General features: G+C 63.3%; 14 protein-coding genes. 9 read left to right on the forward strand and 5 right to left on the reverse strand.

Annotation, left to right across the window (positions count from 1 at the left end; all coding sequences use genetic code 11):
* Positions 1 to 116 precede the first annotated feature (116 nt).
* The 4 genes from F2P47_RS10460 to F2P47_RS10475 are packed head-to-tail and all read left to right on the forward strand — an operon-like array spanning position 117 to position 4,835.
* Positions 117 to 2,648: a Lon protease family protein gene (locus tag F2P47_RS10460; protein WP_152216301.1), complete on the forward strand. Its 2,532-nt coding sequence runs from the start codon at positions 117 to 119 to the stop codon at positions 2,646 to 2,648.
* Between the two features lie 2 nt (positions 2,649 to 2,650).
* The gene (locus F2P47_RS10465) at positions 2,651 to 3,574 is read left to right on the forward strand and encodes a hypothetical protein (RefSeq protein ID WP_152216302.1); all 924 of its coding nucleotides are present in this window, start codon (positions 2,651 to 2,653) and stop codon (positions 3,572 to 3,574) included.
* Entirely contained in the window at positions 3,571 to 4,431 is an 861-nt protein-coding gene (locus F2P47_RS10470; protein ID WP_152216303.1) for a universal stress protein, read from the forward strand. Before F2P47_RS10465 ends, F2P47_RS10470 begins: the two co-directional genes overlap by 4 nt.
* Positions 4,432 to 4,460: 29 nt before the next feature.
* The gene (locus F2P47_RS10475; RefSeq protein WP_152216304.1) at positions 4,461 to 4,835 is read left to right on the forward strand and encodes a bifunctional DNA primase/polymerase; all 375 of its coding nucleotides are present in this window, start codon (positions 4,461 to 4,463) and stop codon (positions 4,833 to 4,835) included.
* Between the two features lie 51 nt (positions 4,836 to 4,886).
* On the opposite strand, the gene F2P47_RS10480 is transcribed toward F2P47_RS10475, so the two are convergent.
* The 4 genes from F2P47_RS10480 to ygfZ all read right to left on the reverse strand — a co-directional run bounded on the left by F2P47_RS10480 (position 4,887) and on the right by ygfZ (position 8,487).
* Positions 4,887 to 6,011 (reverse strand): beta-ketoacyl-ACP synthase III, encoded by a 1,125-nt coding sequence (locus F2P47_RS10480; protein ID WP_152216305.1) that lies wholly within the window; start codon positions 6,009 to 6,011, stop codon positions 4,887 to 4,889.
* Positions 6,012 to 6,337: 326 nt separating this feature from the next.
* Positions 6,338 to 6,928: a bactofilin family protein gene (locus F2P47_RS10485; protein WP_152216306.1), complete on the reverse strand. Its 591-nt coding sequence runs from the start codon at positions 6,926 to 6,928 to the stop codon at positions 6,338 to 6,340.
* A 115-nt stretch (positions 6,929 to 7,043) separates the two neighbouring features.
* The gene (locus tag F2P47_RS10490) at positions 7,044 to 7,640 is read right to left on the reverse strand and encodes a DNA-3-methyladenine glycosylase I (protein ID WP_152216307.1); all 597 of its coding nucleotides are present in this window, start codon (positions 7,638 to 7,640) and stop codon (positions 7,044 to 7,046) included.
* On the reverse strand, positions 7,630 to 8,487 hold the full coding sequence (gene ygfZ / locus F2P47_RS10495; RefSeq protein WP_152216308.1) for a CAF17-like 4Fe-4S cluster assembly/insertion protein YgfZ: 858 nt from the start codon (positions 8,485 to 8,487) through the stop codon (positions 7,630 to 7,632). Before ygfZ ends, F2P47_RS10490 begins: the two co-directional genes overlap by 11 nt.
* 164 nt (positions 8,488 to 8,651) lie before the next feature.
* Here ygfZ and F2P47_RS10500 point away from each other — a divergent pair, with 164 nt between their 5' ends.
* Together F2P47_RS10500 and F2P47_RS10505 are read left to right on the forward strand one after the other, a co-directional pair.
* On the forward strand, positions 8,652 to 9,620 hold the full coding sequence (locus F2P47_RS10500) for a glycosyltransferase family 9 protein (protein WP_152216309.1): 969 nt from the start codon (positions 8,652 to 8,654) through the stop codon (positions 9,618 to 9,620).
* Entirely contained in the window at positions 9,617 to 10,954 is a 1,338-nt protein-coding gene (locus F2P47_RS10505) for a dihydroorotase (protein WP_152216310.1), read from the forward strand. Before F2P47_RS10500 ends, F2P47_RS10505 begins: the two co-directional genes overlap by 4 nt.
* Positions 10,955 to 10,981: 27 nt before the next feature.
* On the opposite strand, the gene F2P47_RS10510 is transcribed toward F2P47_RS10505, so the two are convergent.
* Positions 10,982 to 11,254 carry an usg protein gene (locus F2P47_RS10510; RefSeq protein ID WP_246176835.1) on the reverse strand — a complete coding sequence of 91 codons (273 nt, stop codon included), beginning with the start codon at positions 11,252 to 11,254 and terminating at the stop codon, positions 10,982 to 10,984.
* 300 nt (positions 11,255 to 11,554) lie between these two features.
* On the opposite strand from F2P47_RS10510, the gene acuI reads away from it, so the two are divergent.
* From acuI to F2P47_RS10525, 3 genes are read left to right on the forward strand one after another with little or no spacing between them, the layout of a single operon-like run.
* Complete coding sequence (acuI, locus tag F2P47_RS10515) at positions 11,555 to 12,547, forward strand: acrylyl-CoA reductase (NADPH) (RefSeq protein WP_152216311.1); 993 nt, start codon at positions 11,555 to 11,557, stop codon at positions 12,545 to 12,547.
* Positions 12,548 to 12,566: 19 nt separating this feature from the next.
* The gene (locus tag F2P47_RS10520) at positions 12,567 to 14,414 is read left to right on the forward strand and encodes an AMP-binding protein (protein ID WP_152216312.1); all 1,848 of its coding nucleotides are present in this window, start codon (positions 12,567 to 12,569) and stop codon (positions 14,412 to 14,414) included.
* A gap of 18 nt (positions 14,415 to 14,432) precedes the next feature.
* Positions 14,433 to 15,074 carry a LysE family translocator gene (locus F2P47_RS10525; RefSeq protein WP_152216313.1) on the forward strand — a complete coding sequence of 214 codons (642 nt, stop codon included), beginning with the start codon at positions 14,433 to 14,435 and terminating at the stop codon, positions 15,072 to 15,074.

Raw genomic sequence — 15,074 nt, forward strand, 5'->3', positions numbered from 1 at the left:
GCAAGGGGTTTGCCGGACGGCATCGATGGACATAGACTCCGGGGCCGAAGGAATTCGCCCCGATAAAAGTAATGCCGCGTCCGCTCGCGGCTGGCAAAAGGCGACAAAGGAAAAGCATGGCCGTCGATCCAATTCCGGTGGATCTTCTCTATCGCGCTTGCGATCTCACGCAGTTCACCTTCGACACGACGGCCGAGCTCGAAGAGCTGCCCGGCCTCATCGGACAGGAGCGTGTGCTCGATGCGCTGAAATTCGGCACAGGCATCAAGCGGTACGGCTACAACCTTTTTGTGCTCGGGCCGGATGGTGCGGGCAAGCATGAGGCGGTGACGCGCTTCCTGGGCACCGTCGCCGCGCGGCAGAAGGCGCCTTCCGACTGGGCCTATGTGAATAACTTTCAGGCGCCGAACAAGCCCATCGTGCTGGAGATCGCGGCGGGCTCCGCGCGGGCGCTGAAGGAGGGCATGGGCCGGCTCGTCGAGGAATTGAAGGCGACCGTGCCGAGCGTCCTCGAAAGCGAGGAATATCAAAACCGCCGTCAGTCCATTGATGAGGAATATCGCGAACGGCAGGAACGGTCCTTCGAGGCGTTGCGCGAAAAGGCGGAAGGCGAAGGCATCGCCCTCCTGCGCACGCCGGCGGGCTTCGCGCTCGCCCCTGTTCATCGCGGCGACGGGCAGGAAGGCGAGGTGCTGAAGCCCGAAGAATTCAACAAGCTCCCCGAGGCCGAGCGCAAGCGCGTCGAGATGACGATACAGGGCCTGCAGAAGGAGCTCGCCGACATCCTCGAACACATCCCCGGCTGGGAGAAAGAGCATCGCGGCCGCGTGCAAAAGCTCAACAGCGAAGTGGCGGAAAAGCTCGTCGAGCAGGCGATGCGCGACGTCAGGGCACGTTTCGACACCATGCCTGCGGTGCGCGACTGGCTTGCCACTGTCGCCGCCGATCTCATCGAGAATATCGCGATCTTCGCCACTCCCGGCGACCAGCAACAGCAGCAGGCGATGCTGGCGATGCAGGCGATGGTGCAGGGACAAACGGTGCCCTTCGGCGCCCTCAATCCTCTTCGCCGCTATGAGGTGAATGTCGTTGTCGAGAACAACGATCTCAAGCGGCGCCCCGGCAGTTCGCCCTGGCAGGCTGAACCGGTGGTGGATGCGGGCGGCTATATCGGCGGCGGGGCGCCCATTGTCTATGAGGATCATCCGACGCTTCAGAACCTCGTCGGCCGCGTCGAGCACATACCTCAGATGGGCGCGCTCATCACCGACTTCATGCTGATCAGGAGTGGATCGCTTCATCGCGCCAATGGCGGCTATCTGCTCATCGACGCGCTCAAGATCTTGCGCGAGCCGCTGGCATGGGATGCGCTGAAGCGCGCGCTTCATCGCCGTAAGGTTGTGATCGAATCGCCGGGCGAGTTCCTGAGCCTCGTCAGCACCGTGTCGCTCGAACCCGACCCGGTGCCGCTTGATCTCAAGGTCATTCTTCTGGGCGACCGCTATCTCTATTACGTGCTTTCGAATGCCGATCCGGAATTCGGCGAGCTGTTCAAGGTGGCGGCCGATTTCGACGACGAGTTCGATCGCGAGCCGGAAAACGATATTCTCTATGCGCGGCTGCTGGCGGGCCTCGCGCGGAAGGAAGAGCTTCTGCCGCTCGACAAATCGGCTGTCGGCCGCGTCATCGAGCGGGCGTCGCGGCTCGCGGAGGATGCGGAGAAAATCACCACGGCGGTGAGGCCGATCGCCGACCTTCTGCATGAAGCCGATTTTCTGGCGCGGCGGTATGAAGCGACGCGCATTTCCGCCAAACATATCGACGAGGCAGTGGATGCGCAGATCGCGCGGGCGGATCGCATGCGCGAGCGCAGCCTTGAAATGATCACGCGCGACATTGTGATGATCGACACCGAAGGCTCTGTCATCGGTCAGGTGAACGGTCTTTCCGTGCTCTCCATGGGCTCCGTTTCCTTCGGGCGGCCGAGCCGCATCACGGCGCGGGTGCGCATGGGGATGGGCGGCTCGCGCGTTCTCGACATCGAGCGCGAGGTGGAGCTTGGCGGGCCCATTCATTCCAAGGGCGTGCTCATTCTCTCGGGCTATCTCTCGGCGACCTTTCTGCCGGAAATCCCTTTCTCCATGAGCGCGAGCCTCGTCTTCGAACAGTCCTATGGCGGCGTCGATGGGGACAGTGCATCCTCTGCGGAACTTTATGCGCTGATCTCGGCGCTGGCCGAGGTGCCGATCGAGCAGGGGCTCGCAGTCACAGGGTCGGTGAACCAGCTCGGCGAGGCGCAGGCGATCGGCGGCGTCAATGACAAGATCGAGGGATTCTTCGACATCTGCATGCGGCGCGGGCTGACGGGCGATCAGGGCGTACTGATCCCCGCGGCCAACGTGAAGCATCTGATGCTCAGGCAGGATGTGGTCGATGCAGTCGAGCGCGGCATGTTCGCGATCTATCCGGTGGAGCGCATCGAGGAAGGCGTCGAGCTTCTGATGGGCAAGCCCGCAGGCGCACGCGGGCCCGATGGAAAATTCACGCCGGGTAGCGTTTTCGCGCTTGCCGAGGCGCGGCTCGCCGCTTTCGCCGAGAACCAACGCCGTTTTGCTATGCGTCCTGCCGACAGCAACGGAAAGAAATAGTCATGGCGGAGAAGAAGGGAGCAGCCCCGCTTTCCGTTTCTCCTCCTAAGGGGGAAACCGCCGCTGCGCCTGTCGGGACACAAAAGACGCAAAGCCGCATCGTCGTCGGCCTCGACACCAATACTGCGGCGCGCGAGGCACTTTCGCTGGCGGCACGTCTGGCCGCCTCTGTCGATGCAAGGCTCAAGGGCGTCTTCGTCGAAGACGAAAATCTGCTTTCGCTTTGCGGCCTGCCTTTCGCGCGGGAAATCTCTTTCTCCGGCGAGGTGCGCCAGATAGATCATGAGCGCATGTTGCGGGCGATCCGGGCGCAGGCCGAGACGGCGCGGCGCGTCCTTCAGCGCATCGCCTCGGAAACGCATGTGGACTGGAGCTTCGACATAGCGCGCGGGCGCCCGCTGGCATCGCTCGCGGCATCCGTGACGTCCGAAGACACGCTCGTCATTCGCTCCCCGGAGGGGACTGCGCGCGAAGTCGGCCGCGCCGTTCGCTCGGCGACACATGAAACGAAGGCCGATGTTCTGCTCGTCGCGCGGGGCGTCGCGGCGAGCGGTCTTTTCGGCGTCACGGCGTCGCGAGCGTCGGGCGCTGTGGTGCTGCAGCCGGCGCGGCCCATTGCCGCGGTCGATGACGGCTCCAGCATCGGGCAGGCTTGCAGCGGCTTTGCGGCGGCGCTGGCGGCGCGGGCGGGGCTTCCCTTCTATCGACTGGCCCTGGGCGGGCGTGACCCGGCTGAAATCGCGGCGGCAGCGCGGCGGGCCCATGCGGGATTGATTGTCATCAATGCGGAAAGGCTCGGTAGCGACGAGGATGCCGCGAGGCTTTCGGCGGCAGCCGGATGCCCACTTCTTCTTCTTGGGGCCGGGCGTGAGCCACGGGGGCCTGCCATCAGTACAGAGAACAAAAACAGGGAGACCGGGCGATGAGCGTTCGCAAGATTCTCGTGCCGCTTTCGGGCGTGAGTGTTGAGGCCCCGGTGATCGGAACGGCGCTGGCCGCCGCGCGGAAATTCGGCGCGCAGGTGGTCGGCCTCTTCGTGAGGCCCGACCCGACGGAAGCCTTGCCCTATCTGGGCGACGGCGTTTCGGGTCAGGTTATCGAACAATTGATGACCGCGGCGAAGGAGGCATCCGATCTTTCCTCCTCCAAGGCGCGCGAGGCATTCGCCAATGCGGCGCAGACGGCGGGCGTGCCGCTTGTGCAGGAAGGCGGCGCGGGTACGCTGCCGTCTGCGCGTTTTCTCGACGTCACCGGCCACCGCGATGATGTGGTGGCGGCGCATGCGCAGCTCTCCGACATCATCGTTTTCGGCGAGGCGACATCCGGCGTAGCGGGCGGCAGCACGCTTGAGGCGGCGATGATGAGCGCAGGTCGCCCGGTTCTGATCGCGCCCAAGACGGCGGTGCCCGCCATTGGCTGCACGGTCGCCATAGGCTGGGACGACAGCCCCGTCGCCGCGCATGCCGTTACGGCGGCCATGCCCTTTCTCGACGAGGCGAAGAAGGTCATCATTTTCAGCATCGGCCGCAAGGAGCTCGATCCCGCGCCCGCCAGCATGCTTGCCGACTATCTCGCGCTGCATGGCGTCGTGGCCGATATCCATCTCGTCGAGGCGCAGGGCCAGCCCATCGGTAGTGTGCTGCTCTCAAATGCGGAAAAGGCGGGCGCCGATCTGCTAGTCGTCGGCGGCTACGGGCATAGCCGGCTTCGCGAATTCATTCTCGGCGGCGCGACGCAGCATATCCGCTCGCACGCGACGATCCCGGTTCTGATGGCGCATTGATCCTCGCGCCGCATTGAAGGAAGAAAAATATGACTCTCTATCGCGTCCGCATGGTGCTGGCCCGCAACGATGAATTCCCGGAGGGCTCGAACGCCCATGGTTACGATCTCGTCGTGCCGCTTGACGAGGCGGGCAAGCTCGATCCCGTGTCCTGGAAGAACCATACGAAGGATTGCATCGTGCATCGCTTCTGGGCGAACGCGGAAGACCGCCGCGGCATCCTGCGCCATTCGGGCAAGAACTGGTTCATCGACTACGATACGAAGACCGAGGGCGACGAAGAGCCCTTCTTCAAGCTCGAACGGCATGAGGTGAAGATTGGCGAATATCTCTCCGTCACGGAACCCGATGGCGACAGCCACACGTTCCGCGTCGTCACTCTGGAGCCCTATGTGAAGAAGTGACCCCCGCCCCGCCCACCTCGGCTCAGCCCGGGGTGGGCGGGGGCGTAGCGCTTACGCCCGCTTCCGCAGCAGAATATTGCCGGCGGAATAGCCTGCCCCGAAGCTGCAGATCAGCGCGAGGTCGCCGGCTTTCAGGTCTTCATTGTATTTGCTGAAGGCGATGATCGAGCCGGCCGAGCTCGTATTCGCATATTCGTTGAGAATGTTCGGCTGTTCGCCGGGCTCCGGTTCGCGGCCGAGCACCTTCTTGCCGATCATGTCGTTCATGCCCTTGTTGGCCTGATGGAGCCACATGCGTTTCAGATCTTTCGGGTCGAGGCCCATGTCGGCCATGTGCTCGAGAATGAGCTTCGAGACCATCGGCACGACTTCCTTGAAAACCTTGCGGCCATCCTGAACGAAGAGCTTGTCCTTCGCGCCGATGCCTTCCGGCGTCGCGCGGTTGAGGAAGCCGAAATTGTTGCGGATGTTGTTCGAGAACTTCGTCAGCAGGCGCGTACCGAGAACTTCCCACGCGCCCTTCGCGGTGCAGGTCTCCTCACGCTCGACGATCATGGCGGTGCAGACGTCGCCGAAGATGAAGTGGCTGTCGCGGTCGCGGAAGTTGAGGTGGCCCGAGCAGATTTCCGGATCGACGATGAGGACGCAGCGCACCGAGCCCGAGCGCAGCATGTCATAGGCGGTCTGGATCGCGAAGGTGGCCGACGAGCAGGCGACATTCATGTCGAAGCCGAAGCCCTCGATGCCGAGCAGGTCCTGCACTTCGACGGCGATGGCCGGATAGGGGCGCTCCAGGTTCGAGCAGGCAACGAGGACGGCGTCGATCTCGGCAGCGGTCTTGTTCGCCCGCGCCATCGCCTTCTTCGCGGCGTCGACCGCCATTTCGGCGAGAATGCCGGGTTCCTCGTTCGAACGCTGGCGCAGGCGCGGCGCCATGATCTCGGGATCGAGAATGCCTTCCTTGTTCATCACAAAGCGGGCTTCGATGCCGGATGCCTTCTGGATGAACTCCGCACTCGACTCGTTCAGCGGTTCGATCTCTCCCCTGGCAATCGCTTCTGCGTTCTTCTCGTTGAAGTTCCGGACGTAGGTATTGAAGGATTCGACGAGTTCCTGATTGCTGATCGAATTGGACGGCGTGAAGACACCGGTCCCGCTGATGACGACTTTTGTCAATTGCTCACCTGATTATTGTCGGCACGATATCCGGCGGCCCGCGGGTTAGCTCCCGTTCTGGCTCGCCTGGAGGCAACGTCCCACCCCAGAATGGGCGCTAAACTAGAACACCCCGGTGATGGTTTCCACTCCCTAACCGTAATATGGGGCGTGGCGGGTGGAGCGCCGAAGGCGCCGAACCCTTCTCAGGGCCAGCGTTCCGCTGCGTCGGGCCGGGTTCAGGTGGTTAATCACGAGGACGAGGTTCGCCGTCGCGGACACCGGCGTGCGCGCTCCCGGGAGAGCGTCGGAATACGCGCACGCAGGCTGGGTCCCCTTGCGTCGGCCTATTCAGGCGATTCAACGGGACTTCTGGAGACAGGTGAAGCGGTCGACGACGTCGGACGGGCAACGACCGCGCCGGCTTCGGCGGCCTCCACCTGACCGGTCAGGCGGCCTCCCTGTTCGACCTTGAGCTCTCCATAACGGATCGTGCCGGTGACCTTGCCGGTCGCGTTGATCGTCAGGCATTTGCGGACGACGAGCGTGCCGTCGAAGCGGCCCTGGATTTCCGCCTGATCGACGGTGGCCTCGCCGCGCACTTCGCCTGTTTCGCTGATGGTGAGCGTTCCGCTTTCGATGGTCGCCTGCACGTCACCTTCGATAACAAGGCTGTCGCAGGACTCGATCTTGCCCTCGAGCCTCAATCCGCGGCCGACATGCAGATTGGCTGGCGTCGCGTTGGCGGAATAGGAGGGGGGGCTCTGAAGCGTTCGCACGGCTGGTTTCCTTATCTCGTAAGCGGGGGTCACTGCGCGATTGGCGGACGAAGCATCGCCCTCGGTCCGCGCCGTTTTCTCGACGATGCGAGTGCCAACTGGCGGCGACTTGTCTTCCGCCGGCTTTGAATCCGGCGTGTCCTTTGGGCGTTTGAACATCGTCCCAAGCCTCCCTACGTTGTGTTTCGATACGACGCGAAACTAGAGCGGCAACTTGACGTGCATGCGTCCACAATGTGGCGAAACAAGGCGAAGCGGAAATAGAGCCGTTATTTCAGCGTTTTTTTGAACGCGCGAGTTCTGCGCATTCCTTGTGTCGCGTGCATCCGATCATGTGATCGTTGACCATTCCGACGGCTTGCGCAAATGCATAAACGATTGTCGGGCCGCAAAAACGGAAGCCTTCGGCCTTCAGCGCCTTCGAGAGCTTCTTGCTCATCTCGGTTTCCGCCGGAACCTCGCGCATGTTTTTCCACCTGTTCTGCAGTGGTTTTCCGTCGACGAAGCTCCAGATGAAATTGGAAAAGCCATCACGATCCATAATATCGGCATAGGCGCGCGCGTTGCCGATGGTCGCTTCGATCTTGCCGCGATGGCGAATGATGCCTTCGTTCTTCAGAAGCTTTTCCACGCGGGCCGGCGTGTAGCGCGCGATGCGCTCCGGGTCGAAATTGTCGAAGGCTTCGCGAAAATTCTCGCGCTTGCGCAGAATGGTGATCCACGAAAGGCCCGCCTGAAATCCGTCGAGGATCAGTTTTTCGAAAAGCGCGCGGTCGTCATACTCCGGTACGCCCCATTCGGTGTCGTGATAGGTGAGATAAAGCGGATCGGTGCCGGGCCATGCGCAGCCCGTTGTGGCTTCAGGCTTCATCGATCGCGCCCTCGAGTGCGAAGCTGGCCCAGTCGGGCTTTTCGGGCGTGAGGCTCGCGTCGCCCGCTTCGAGCACTGCGCCGTCGATGAGATCGAGGCGAAGCAGAGCGAGAATGCGGCTCGTCGGCGCGTCGCCCGAGAACACCATGCCCGCCTCGCGGCCTGATGAGCGCACCGGTGTATGCGGCTTCGGCAGATCGCCTTCGACGCGGCAGGGGAGCAGGCGCTTTCTCACGCTGCCGCGCCGCTTTGTGCGCGAGGTGACTTCCTGTCCGACGAAACAGCCCTTCTTGAAGTCGATGCCGTTGAGTTCGTCGAGATTCACTTCGAGCGGGAAGGTGCGGTCGGGCTCGAAGTCGCGGGCCGCATCACCCACACCGAATGCGATGCGGTGGCGGTGATAATCGGCGGGCGTCGCCGGGGTGAAGCTTTTCAGCGTTTCATCCGGTGTCGAGGTGACGATGCGGTGGCCGAGCGCGGCAAGGCGCGGATCTGGGAAGGCGCCCGCGGGTGCCGCCTCGCCATCCCACAATGCGGCGACGGAATGGGTAGCTCCCAGATTTTCGAGCGTCACATCGGCGCGGAGCTTGTAGAAGGCCAGGCGCTTCATCAGATCGGCGGCGCGGGCGCCGTCGCAATCGAGAAGCAGCCCGTCACCATCGGCGACGATGAAAAAATCGAAGAGGAACTTGCCTTGCGGGGTGAGCAGTGCGGCGTAGATCGCGCGTGGCCCCTCCACCAGATCGATATTGTTGGTGATGAGCCCTTGCAGGAAGGGCCGCGCATCGGCCCCGCCGACCCTTAAAACCCCGCGCTCCGGCAATATCGACGCCTTCAAGCCACTCATGTCTCTTTTATGACTTCCGTTCTGGTGTCCCGCCCGGTCCGGGCCTCACGGGACATTTGGTGAGCCCATTTGTCGTCCGCAAGCACCCTGCCTTGGCAGGGGCTAGCGGCACTCCTATACTCCGCACCCTTTTTCATTTTACGGCAAGGTCGGCGTTCCGCCGGATGCGTATTCTCTTCATCACTTCGAACCGGATCGGCGATGCCGTGCTCTCAACGGGGCTTCTGGCCGGCCTGATGGAGCGCTATCCGGGCGCCAAATTCTGGGTGGCGTGCGGGCCGCTCGCGGTTCCCATTTTTGAACATGCGCCGGGCGTCGAAAAGGTCATCGTCCTCAAAAAAGCCCCCTGGGCCGGACATTGGCGCAAACTCTTGCGCGAAACCATGTTCCGGCGCTTCGAGGCGGTGGTCGATCTTCGCGGCTCGGCCACGGCTTATCTGCTCTGCGCGAGGAAGCGGCATGTGCTGAAGGCCAACCACACGCTGCACAGGGTCATTCACAATGCGGGCGTGGCGGGCTTCGACCCTGCGCCCTGGCCCCGCGTCTGGCCGGGGAAGGAGGCGCGCAAACGGGCTCGCGAGTTGATCCCGGATGGCCGCGTGGTGCTCGCCCTCGGCCCCTCAGCCAACTGGCCGCGCAAGATGTGGCCGATCGAATATGGGGCAGAGCTTGTTCGCCGCCTGACGGGCCCGGGCGGTCCGCTCCAGGGCGTGTATGTGCTCATTGCCGCTGCGCCGGGCGAGCGCGAGCTGGTGAAGCCGATCATCGACGAGGTGCCGGACGAGCGGCGCATCGAACTCATTGGCGAGAATCTGAGCCTCGTCGCTGCTTGTTTCGAGCGAGTGCGGCTCTATATCGGCAATGATTCCGGGCTGATGCATCTTTCCGCCGCGGCAGGCGCGCCGACGCTCGGTCTTTTCGGGCCGACGCCGGACGGACGCTACGATCCCTGGGGCACGAACACCGCCCGGGTGCGCGGCCCGCGTTCCTACGAGCAGATTTTGGCCGAAGAGGGTGAGAAATATGCGGGCGAGAGCGCCATGCGCGACCTCTCCGTCGACAAGGTTTATGATGCCGCCTGCGCCCTTCTCGCGCGGACGGAACCCAAATCTCAGGAAAAGGACATCGCGTGAGCGCCAGCTACGATCTCATCTTCCGGGGCGGCACCATCGTCAATCACGACGGCGTGGGCCGGGGCGACGTTGCGGTGAAAGACGGGCGCATCGCCGCCATCGGCGATCTTTCACAGGCCAGCGCCGGTGAAATCGTCGACGTGACGGGGCTTCATGTGCTGCCCGGCGTCGTCGACAGTCAGGTGCATCTGCGCGAGCCCGGCAACGAGCATAAGGAAGACCTCGAGACGGGCGGCCGTGCGGCGGTGCTGGGCGGTGTGACCTCCGTCTTCGAAATGCCGAACACCAAGCCGCCGACGACGACGCCCGAGGCGCTGGCCGACAAGGTGGCCCGCGCTCGCCATCGTATGTATTGCGACTTCGCCTTTTATGGCGGTGCGACGACTGAGAATGTCGATCTGCTGCCGGAGATGGAGCGGATGGCGGGCTGCTGCGGCATCAAGATTTTCATGGGCTCGTCCACGGGTACGCTTCTCGTCGCGAGCGATGAGGATGTCGCCCGCGTACTTGCCGCAATCAGCCGCCGCGCGGCGGTTCACTCGGAAGATGAATTCCGGCTACGCGACCGGCGCCCGCTTGCCGAACTCGGCAAGGTCGAGACGCATCCGGTCTGGCGCGATGCCGAGGCGGCGGTGCTTTGCACGACGCGGCTTCTCAGGCTCGCGCGTGAGGCGGGCAAGCGCATCCATGTGCTGCATGTCTCGACCGCCGACGAAATTCCGCTGCTCGCCGCGGCGAAGGACATTGCCAGCGTCGAGGTGACGCCGCAGCATCTGACGCTCGCCGCGCCGGAATGCTACGAGGAACTCGGCTCCTACGCCGTGATGAACCCGCCGATCCGCGACGCGCATCATCGCGCCGGGCTCTGGGCGGGGCTCGCCGCTGGTGTGGTCGATGTGATCGGCTCCGACCATGCGCCGCATACGCGCGAGGAAAAGGCCGAGACCTATCCGAAATGCCCTTCGGGCATGCCGGGCGTGCAGACGCTGGTGCCGATCATGCTCGACCATGTGAATGCGGGCAGGCTGACGATCGAGCGTTTCGTCGATCTCACCTCGCACGGGCCGCAGCGCATCTTCGGCATGGCGCGCAAGGGCCGCATCGCCGTCGGCTATGACGCCGACCTCACCATCGTCGACATGAAGGCGAAGCGCACGATCACCAATGACTGGATCGCCAGCAAATGCGGCTGGACGCCTTATGACGGCAAGACCGTTACCGGCTGGCCCATCGGCACGGTGGTGCGCGGACGGCGCGTCATGTGGAACGACGAGTTGATCGGCGCCGCGGCGGGCGAGCCGATAGTCTTCCTCGAGGCGCTGCCGAGAGGGTAACGCCCACATTACGAAAGCGGCGCTGCGTCAATGCAGCGTTGCCATGTAATTCGCATACGGAAATTCGGTCGGACCGATGATCCGCTTCGTGGCGACGCGCACGGAGTGGAGCGGACCGTCGAGGTTTTTCTCCCAATGGTCGAGGAACTTCGTCAGCTCCGGATAGCGCGGGGCGAGGTCGTATTCCTGCCATAGGAAGGTCTGGATGAGGCCGTGATGATCCGGCATGTGGTAGAGGATTTCGGCTGTCACCAGACGGTAGCCGTCGAGCATTCTGGCGAACTCGGAAACTGTCGTCACGCAAGCACCCCCTGCTGTCCAATGACGGACGCGTGAGGCCCAACGACTCGCCCGGCCTGACGCGCCGATGAACGAATCCTAACGAAGGGGCAGGCGGCTCGTCGATGCCGGCGCGATCGTCGATCCGTGATTTTTCCTTCGTGTGACATTCACATTGGCACTCGTGGAGCCGGATGGCTGCCTGAAGTCTCGGAGTGCCGGAAAGCGTCGCTTGACCGGGGCGGCGATTTGGGTTCGTTTGTTCCCCAAAATGCCGGGCCGTCAGAGGCCCTTAGCCAGAAAAAACCCACGGGGAAGCCCATGTCCGAGACATTTCACGCCATTCGCGTGTCGAAATCCGATGCTGGCCAGAAGACGGATTTCGTCGATATCACCCTTGCCGATCTCATGGAGGGCGATGTCACCGTCGCCGTCGATTACTCGACCGTCAATTACAAGGACGGGCTGGCGCTGACCGGCTCGGCGCCCATCATCCGCAGCTTCCCGCTGATCCCCGGCATCGATTTCGCGGGCACGGTCGAGACCTCGTCGCACGCGGGCTTCAAGCCCGGCGACAAGGTCGTGCTCAACGGCTACGGCGTCGGCGAGGGCCATCACGGCGGTTATGCACAGAAGGCGCGGGTCAAGGGCGACTGGCTGGTGAAGCTCCCGGCCAATATCTCGACCGCCCATGCCATGGCGATCGGCACGGCGGGTTACACGGCCATGCTTTGCGTGCTCGCCCTCGAACATGAAGGCGTGACGCCCGATAAGGGCGATGTGCTGGTGACGGGCGCGGCGGGCGGCGTCGGCTCGGTGGCCATCGCGCTTCTTGCGAAGCTCGGCTATCGTGTCATCGCCTCGACGGGCCGCGCGTCCGAGGCGGCTTACCTGAAAGGCCTTGGCGCCGCCGACATCATCGACCGCAACGAGCTTTCGGCGCCGGGCCGTCCGCTCGGCAAGGAGCGCTGGGCAGGCGCCGTCGATGCGGTGGGCAGCCACACGCTCGCCAACGTCCTCTCGATGACGCGGTATGGCGGCGCGGTTGCGGCATGCGGCCTCGCGCAAGGTCTTGATCTTCCGGCCTCCGTCGCGCCCTTCATTCTGCGCGGCATCACGCTTTGCGGCATCGATAGCGTGATGGCGCCGATGAAGAAGCGCGAAGCGGCCTGGGCGCGCCTCGCGAAGGATCTCGATCTGGGCAAGCTCGACGCCATGACCTCGCGTGCGACGCTGAAGGATGTGCCGCAACTCGGCACTGACATTCTGGCGGGCAAAGTTCGCGGCCGCGTCGTCGTCGACGTGAACGCCTGACGTATTGGGGGAGAGAAGTATGGATATGTCGAAGCCGCCGTTCCGCGAGCCGAAATATGTCGAGCGCAAGGTGGAGGTGGAGCACAAGCCCGACGGCTCCATCATCCTGCGCAATCCGCATCCGCTGCGCGGCGTGCCGGAAAACCTGATTGCGCCCTTCCGCCGCTGGGCGGTTGAAGCGCCGGATCGCGTCTGGCTCGGCATGCGCAAGCCCGCCAAGCAGGGCTTCGGCGAATGGGAGCTTCTCACCTACAAGGATGCCGAACGGAAGATCAGCGCCATTGCGCAGGCGCTGCTCGACCGCGGGCTGGGTCAGAAGACGCCGCTGATGATCCTGTCGGGCAATTCGATCGAACACGCGCTCATCACCTATGGCGCGATGCTGGCCGGCGTGCCGGTTGCGCCCGTGTCGCCTTCCTACAGCACGATCAGCTCGGCTTTCGACAAGCTCGAATATGTCTTCGAGCTGATCGAGCCGAAGATGATCTTCATGCAGTCGGGCGCGCCCTTCGAGCGCGCGCTCGGCTCGCTCAATCTCGAAGGTATTGAACTCGTCTCGGTGGATGGATTGCACGGCACGCGCTTTGCCGATCTTCTGGCGACGGCGCCGGGGCAGGCGGTGGAAGAGGCCTATGCGCGTCTCAACGACGACATGGTCGCGAAGTACATGCTGACTTCCGGTTCTACCGGCATGCCCAAGGCCGTCATCATGACGGCGCGCATGATGTGCGTGAATTCGGTCATGCCGCGAAGTCTGACGCGACCGGAAGAAGACAATGTGCCGCCGGTGCTGCTCAACTGGTTGCCCTGGAATCATTGCTTCGGCGCCAACGCCATTCTCAACAACAACACGGTTGCGGGCGGCACGCTCTATATCGATGGCGGGCGTCCCGTGCCGGGCGGCTTCGCGGAGACGGTGCAGAACTTGCGCGAAATCGCGCCGACCAATTTTTCGAGCGTGCCCGCAGGCTACAACATGCTGGTCGACGAACTCGAAAAGGACGACGACCTGGCGCGGCATTTCTTCTCGCGCCTTCGCACGCTTGCTTATGGCGGCGCGGCCCTGTCGCAGGATCTTTACGAGCGCATCCAGCAGGTCGCGATCCGCATCACCGGCGAGCGCATCGTCTTTTCGTCGGGATACGGCGCGACGGAGACGGCGCCGACCATCATGAACGTGCATTGGGCGACCGAGCGCATGGGCCTCATCGGCCTTCCGCTGCCGGGCGTCGAGATCAAGCTAGCGCCGGTCGGTCAGAAGCTCGAAGTGCGTGCGCGTGGCGCGTGCATCACGCAGGGCTATCTCAACAATCCGGTGAAGACGCAGGAAGCCTATGACGAGGAAGGTTTCTACCGCCTCGGCGACGGCGCGCGGTTCGTCGATCCGGAGCATCCGGAAGAGGGCCTCGTCTTCGACGGCCGCGTGGCGGAAGATTTCAAGCTCTCCACCGGGACATGGGTGAGTGCGGGCAAGCTGCGCGTCGATGCGCTGGCCTTCACGAACGGCCTTCTCCAGGATGCGCTGGTGGCAGGGCTCGACCGCGACTATATCGGCATTCTCGGCTTCCCGAATCTCGTCGCTTGTCGCGCAGCTGCCGGCAAGCCCGATCTCGACGCTGAGGATATCGTGCGACATCCTGCCGTCCTCGAAAGTCTTGCGGCTGGATTACGCGCGCATAACAAGGACAATCCCGGATCGAGCACGCGCATCGAGCGGGCGCTTCTGATGGTCGAGGCGCCAAGTATCGGCGCTGGCGAATTGACCGACAAGGGGTATATCAATCAGTCTGTCTCTCTGGCCCGACGCGCGGCGCTGGTGGAGAAGCTCTATGCAAATCCGCCCGGCAACGACGTCGTGGTTGTGTAACGAGGAAGACGGACGGCGATGCTGGATCTGGGGCTTGTGGCGAGCGGACTTGTGATCGGAATTGCGGTCGCCGCTCCCATTGGGCCAGTTAACCTTATCGTCATCCGCCGCACACTTCGCCTGGGCACGCTGGTTGGATTTCTTTCCGGTGCGGGCGCGGCCGTCGGCGACGGAGTCTTCGCGACGATTGCGGGTTTCGGCCTTACCGCTGCCATCGATTTCGTGGTGCGCCATGAAATGACGCTGCAACTCATCGGCGGCCTGTTTCTTGTCGCGCTCGGACTTCATACCTTTCGGGCGCATCCTCATCTGGAGGATGCCGAAAATGAAAATCCGTCGGGTGCATTGGCGCGTGTCTTTGCGACGACATTCGCGCTCACCATCACCAACCCCGCGACCATGCTGGGCTTCATCGCCATTTTCGGTGGCGTGTCCCGGCTGACGGTGCAGGGCAATGGGTACGGCCACGCGGCTATGCTGGTGGGCTCAGTCTTTCTCGGTTCGATGCTCTGGTGGGCGGGACTTTCCGGCTTTGTCAGTCTTTTCCGCCAGCGCATGAATGATCACCTGCTAGAGCTGGTCAATCATGTCTCGGGCGGCCTTATCACGCTGTTTGGCCTTGCCGTGCTTGGACGTGTGGCATGGCGCTTTTTCGGTTAA

Source organism: Parvibaculum sedimenti (assembly GCF_009184905.1).
Classification (GTDB): domain Bacteria; phylum Pseudomonadota; class Alphaproteobacteria; order Parvibaculales; family Parvibaculaceae; genus Parvibaculum; species Parvibaculum sedimenti.

What these genes read in the sequence shown, in the direction of transcription:
- ygfZ (WP_152216308.1), bottom strand. Translation starts at nt 8,487, where the DNA reads ATGAGTGGCTTGAAGGCGTCGATATTGCCGGAGCGCGGGGTTTTAAGG.
- F2P47_RS10490 (WP_152216307.1), bottom strand. Translation starts at nt 7,640, where the DNA reads ATGAAGCCTGAAGCCACAACGGGCTGCGCATGGCCCGGCACCGATCCG.
- acuI (WP_152216311.1), top strand. Translation starts at nt 11,555, where the DNA reads ATGTCCGAGACATTTCACGCCATTCGCGTGTCGAAATCCGATGCTGGC.
- F2P47_RS10470 (WP_152216303.1), top strand. Translation starts at nt 3,571, where the DNA reads ATGAGCGTTCGCAAGATTCTCGTGCCGCTTTCGGGCGTGAGTGTTGAG.
- F2P47_RS10475 (WP_152216304.1), top strand. Translation starts at nt 4,461, where the DNA reads ATGACTCTCTATCGCGTCCGCATGGTGCTGGCCCGCAACGATGAATTC.
- F2P47_RS10460 (WP_152216301.1), top strand. Translation starts at nt 117, where the DNA reads ATGGCCGTCGATCCAATTCCGGTGGATCTTCTCTATCGCGCTTGCGAT.
- F2P47_RS10520 (WP_152216312.1), top strand. Translation starts at nt 12,567, where the DNA reads ATGGATATGTCGAAGCCGCCGTTCCGCGAGCCGAAATATGTCGAGCGC.
- F2P47_RS10525 (WP_152216313.1), top strand. Translation starts at nt 14,433, where the DNA reads ATGCTGGATCTGGGGCTTGTGGCGAGCGGACTTGTGATCGGAATTGCG.
- F2P47_RS10465 (WP_152216302.1), top strand. Translation starts at nt 2,651, where the DNA reads ATGGCGGAGAAGAAGGGAGCAGCCCCGCTTTCCGTTTCTCCTCCTAAG.
- F2P47_RS10500 (WP_152216309.1), top strand. Translation starts at nt 8,652, where the DNA reads ATGCGTATTCTCTTCATCACTTCGAACCGGATCGGCGATGCCGTGCTC.
- F2P47_RS10485 (WP_152216306.1), bottom strand. Translation starts at nt 6,928, where the DNA reads ATGTTCAAACGCCCAAAGGACACGCCGGATTCAAAGCCGGCGGAAGAC.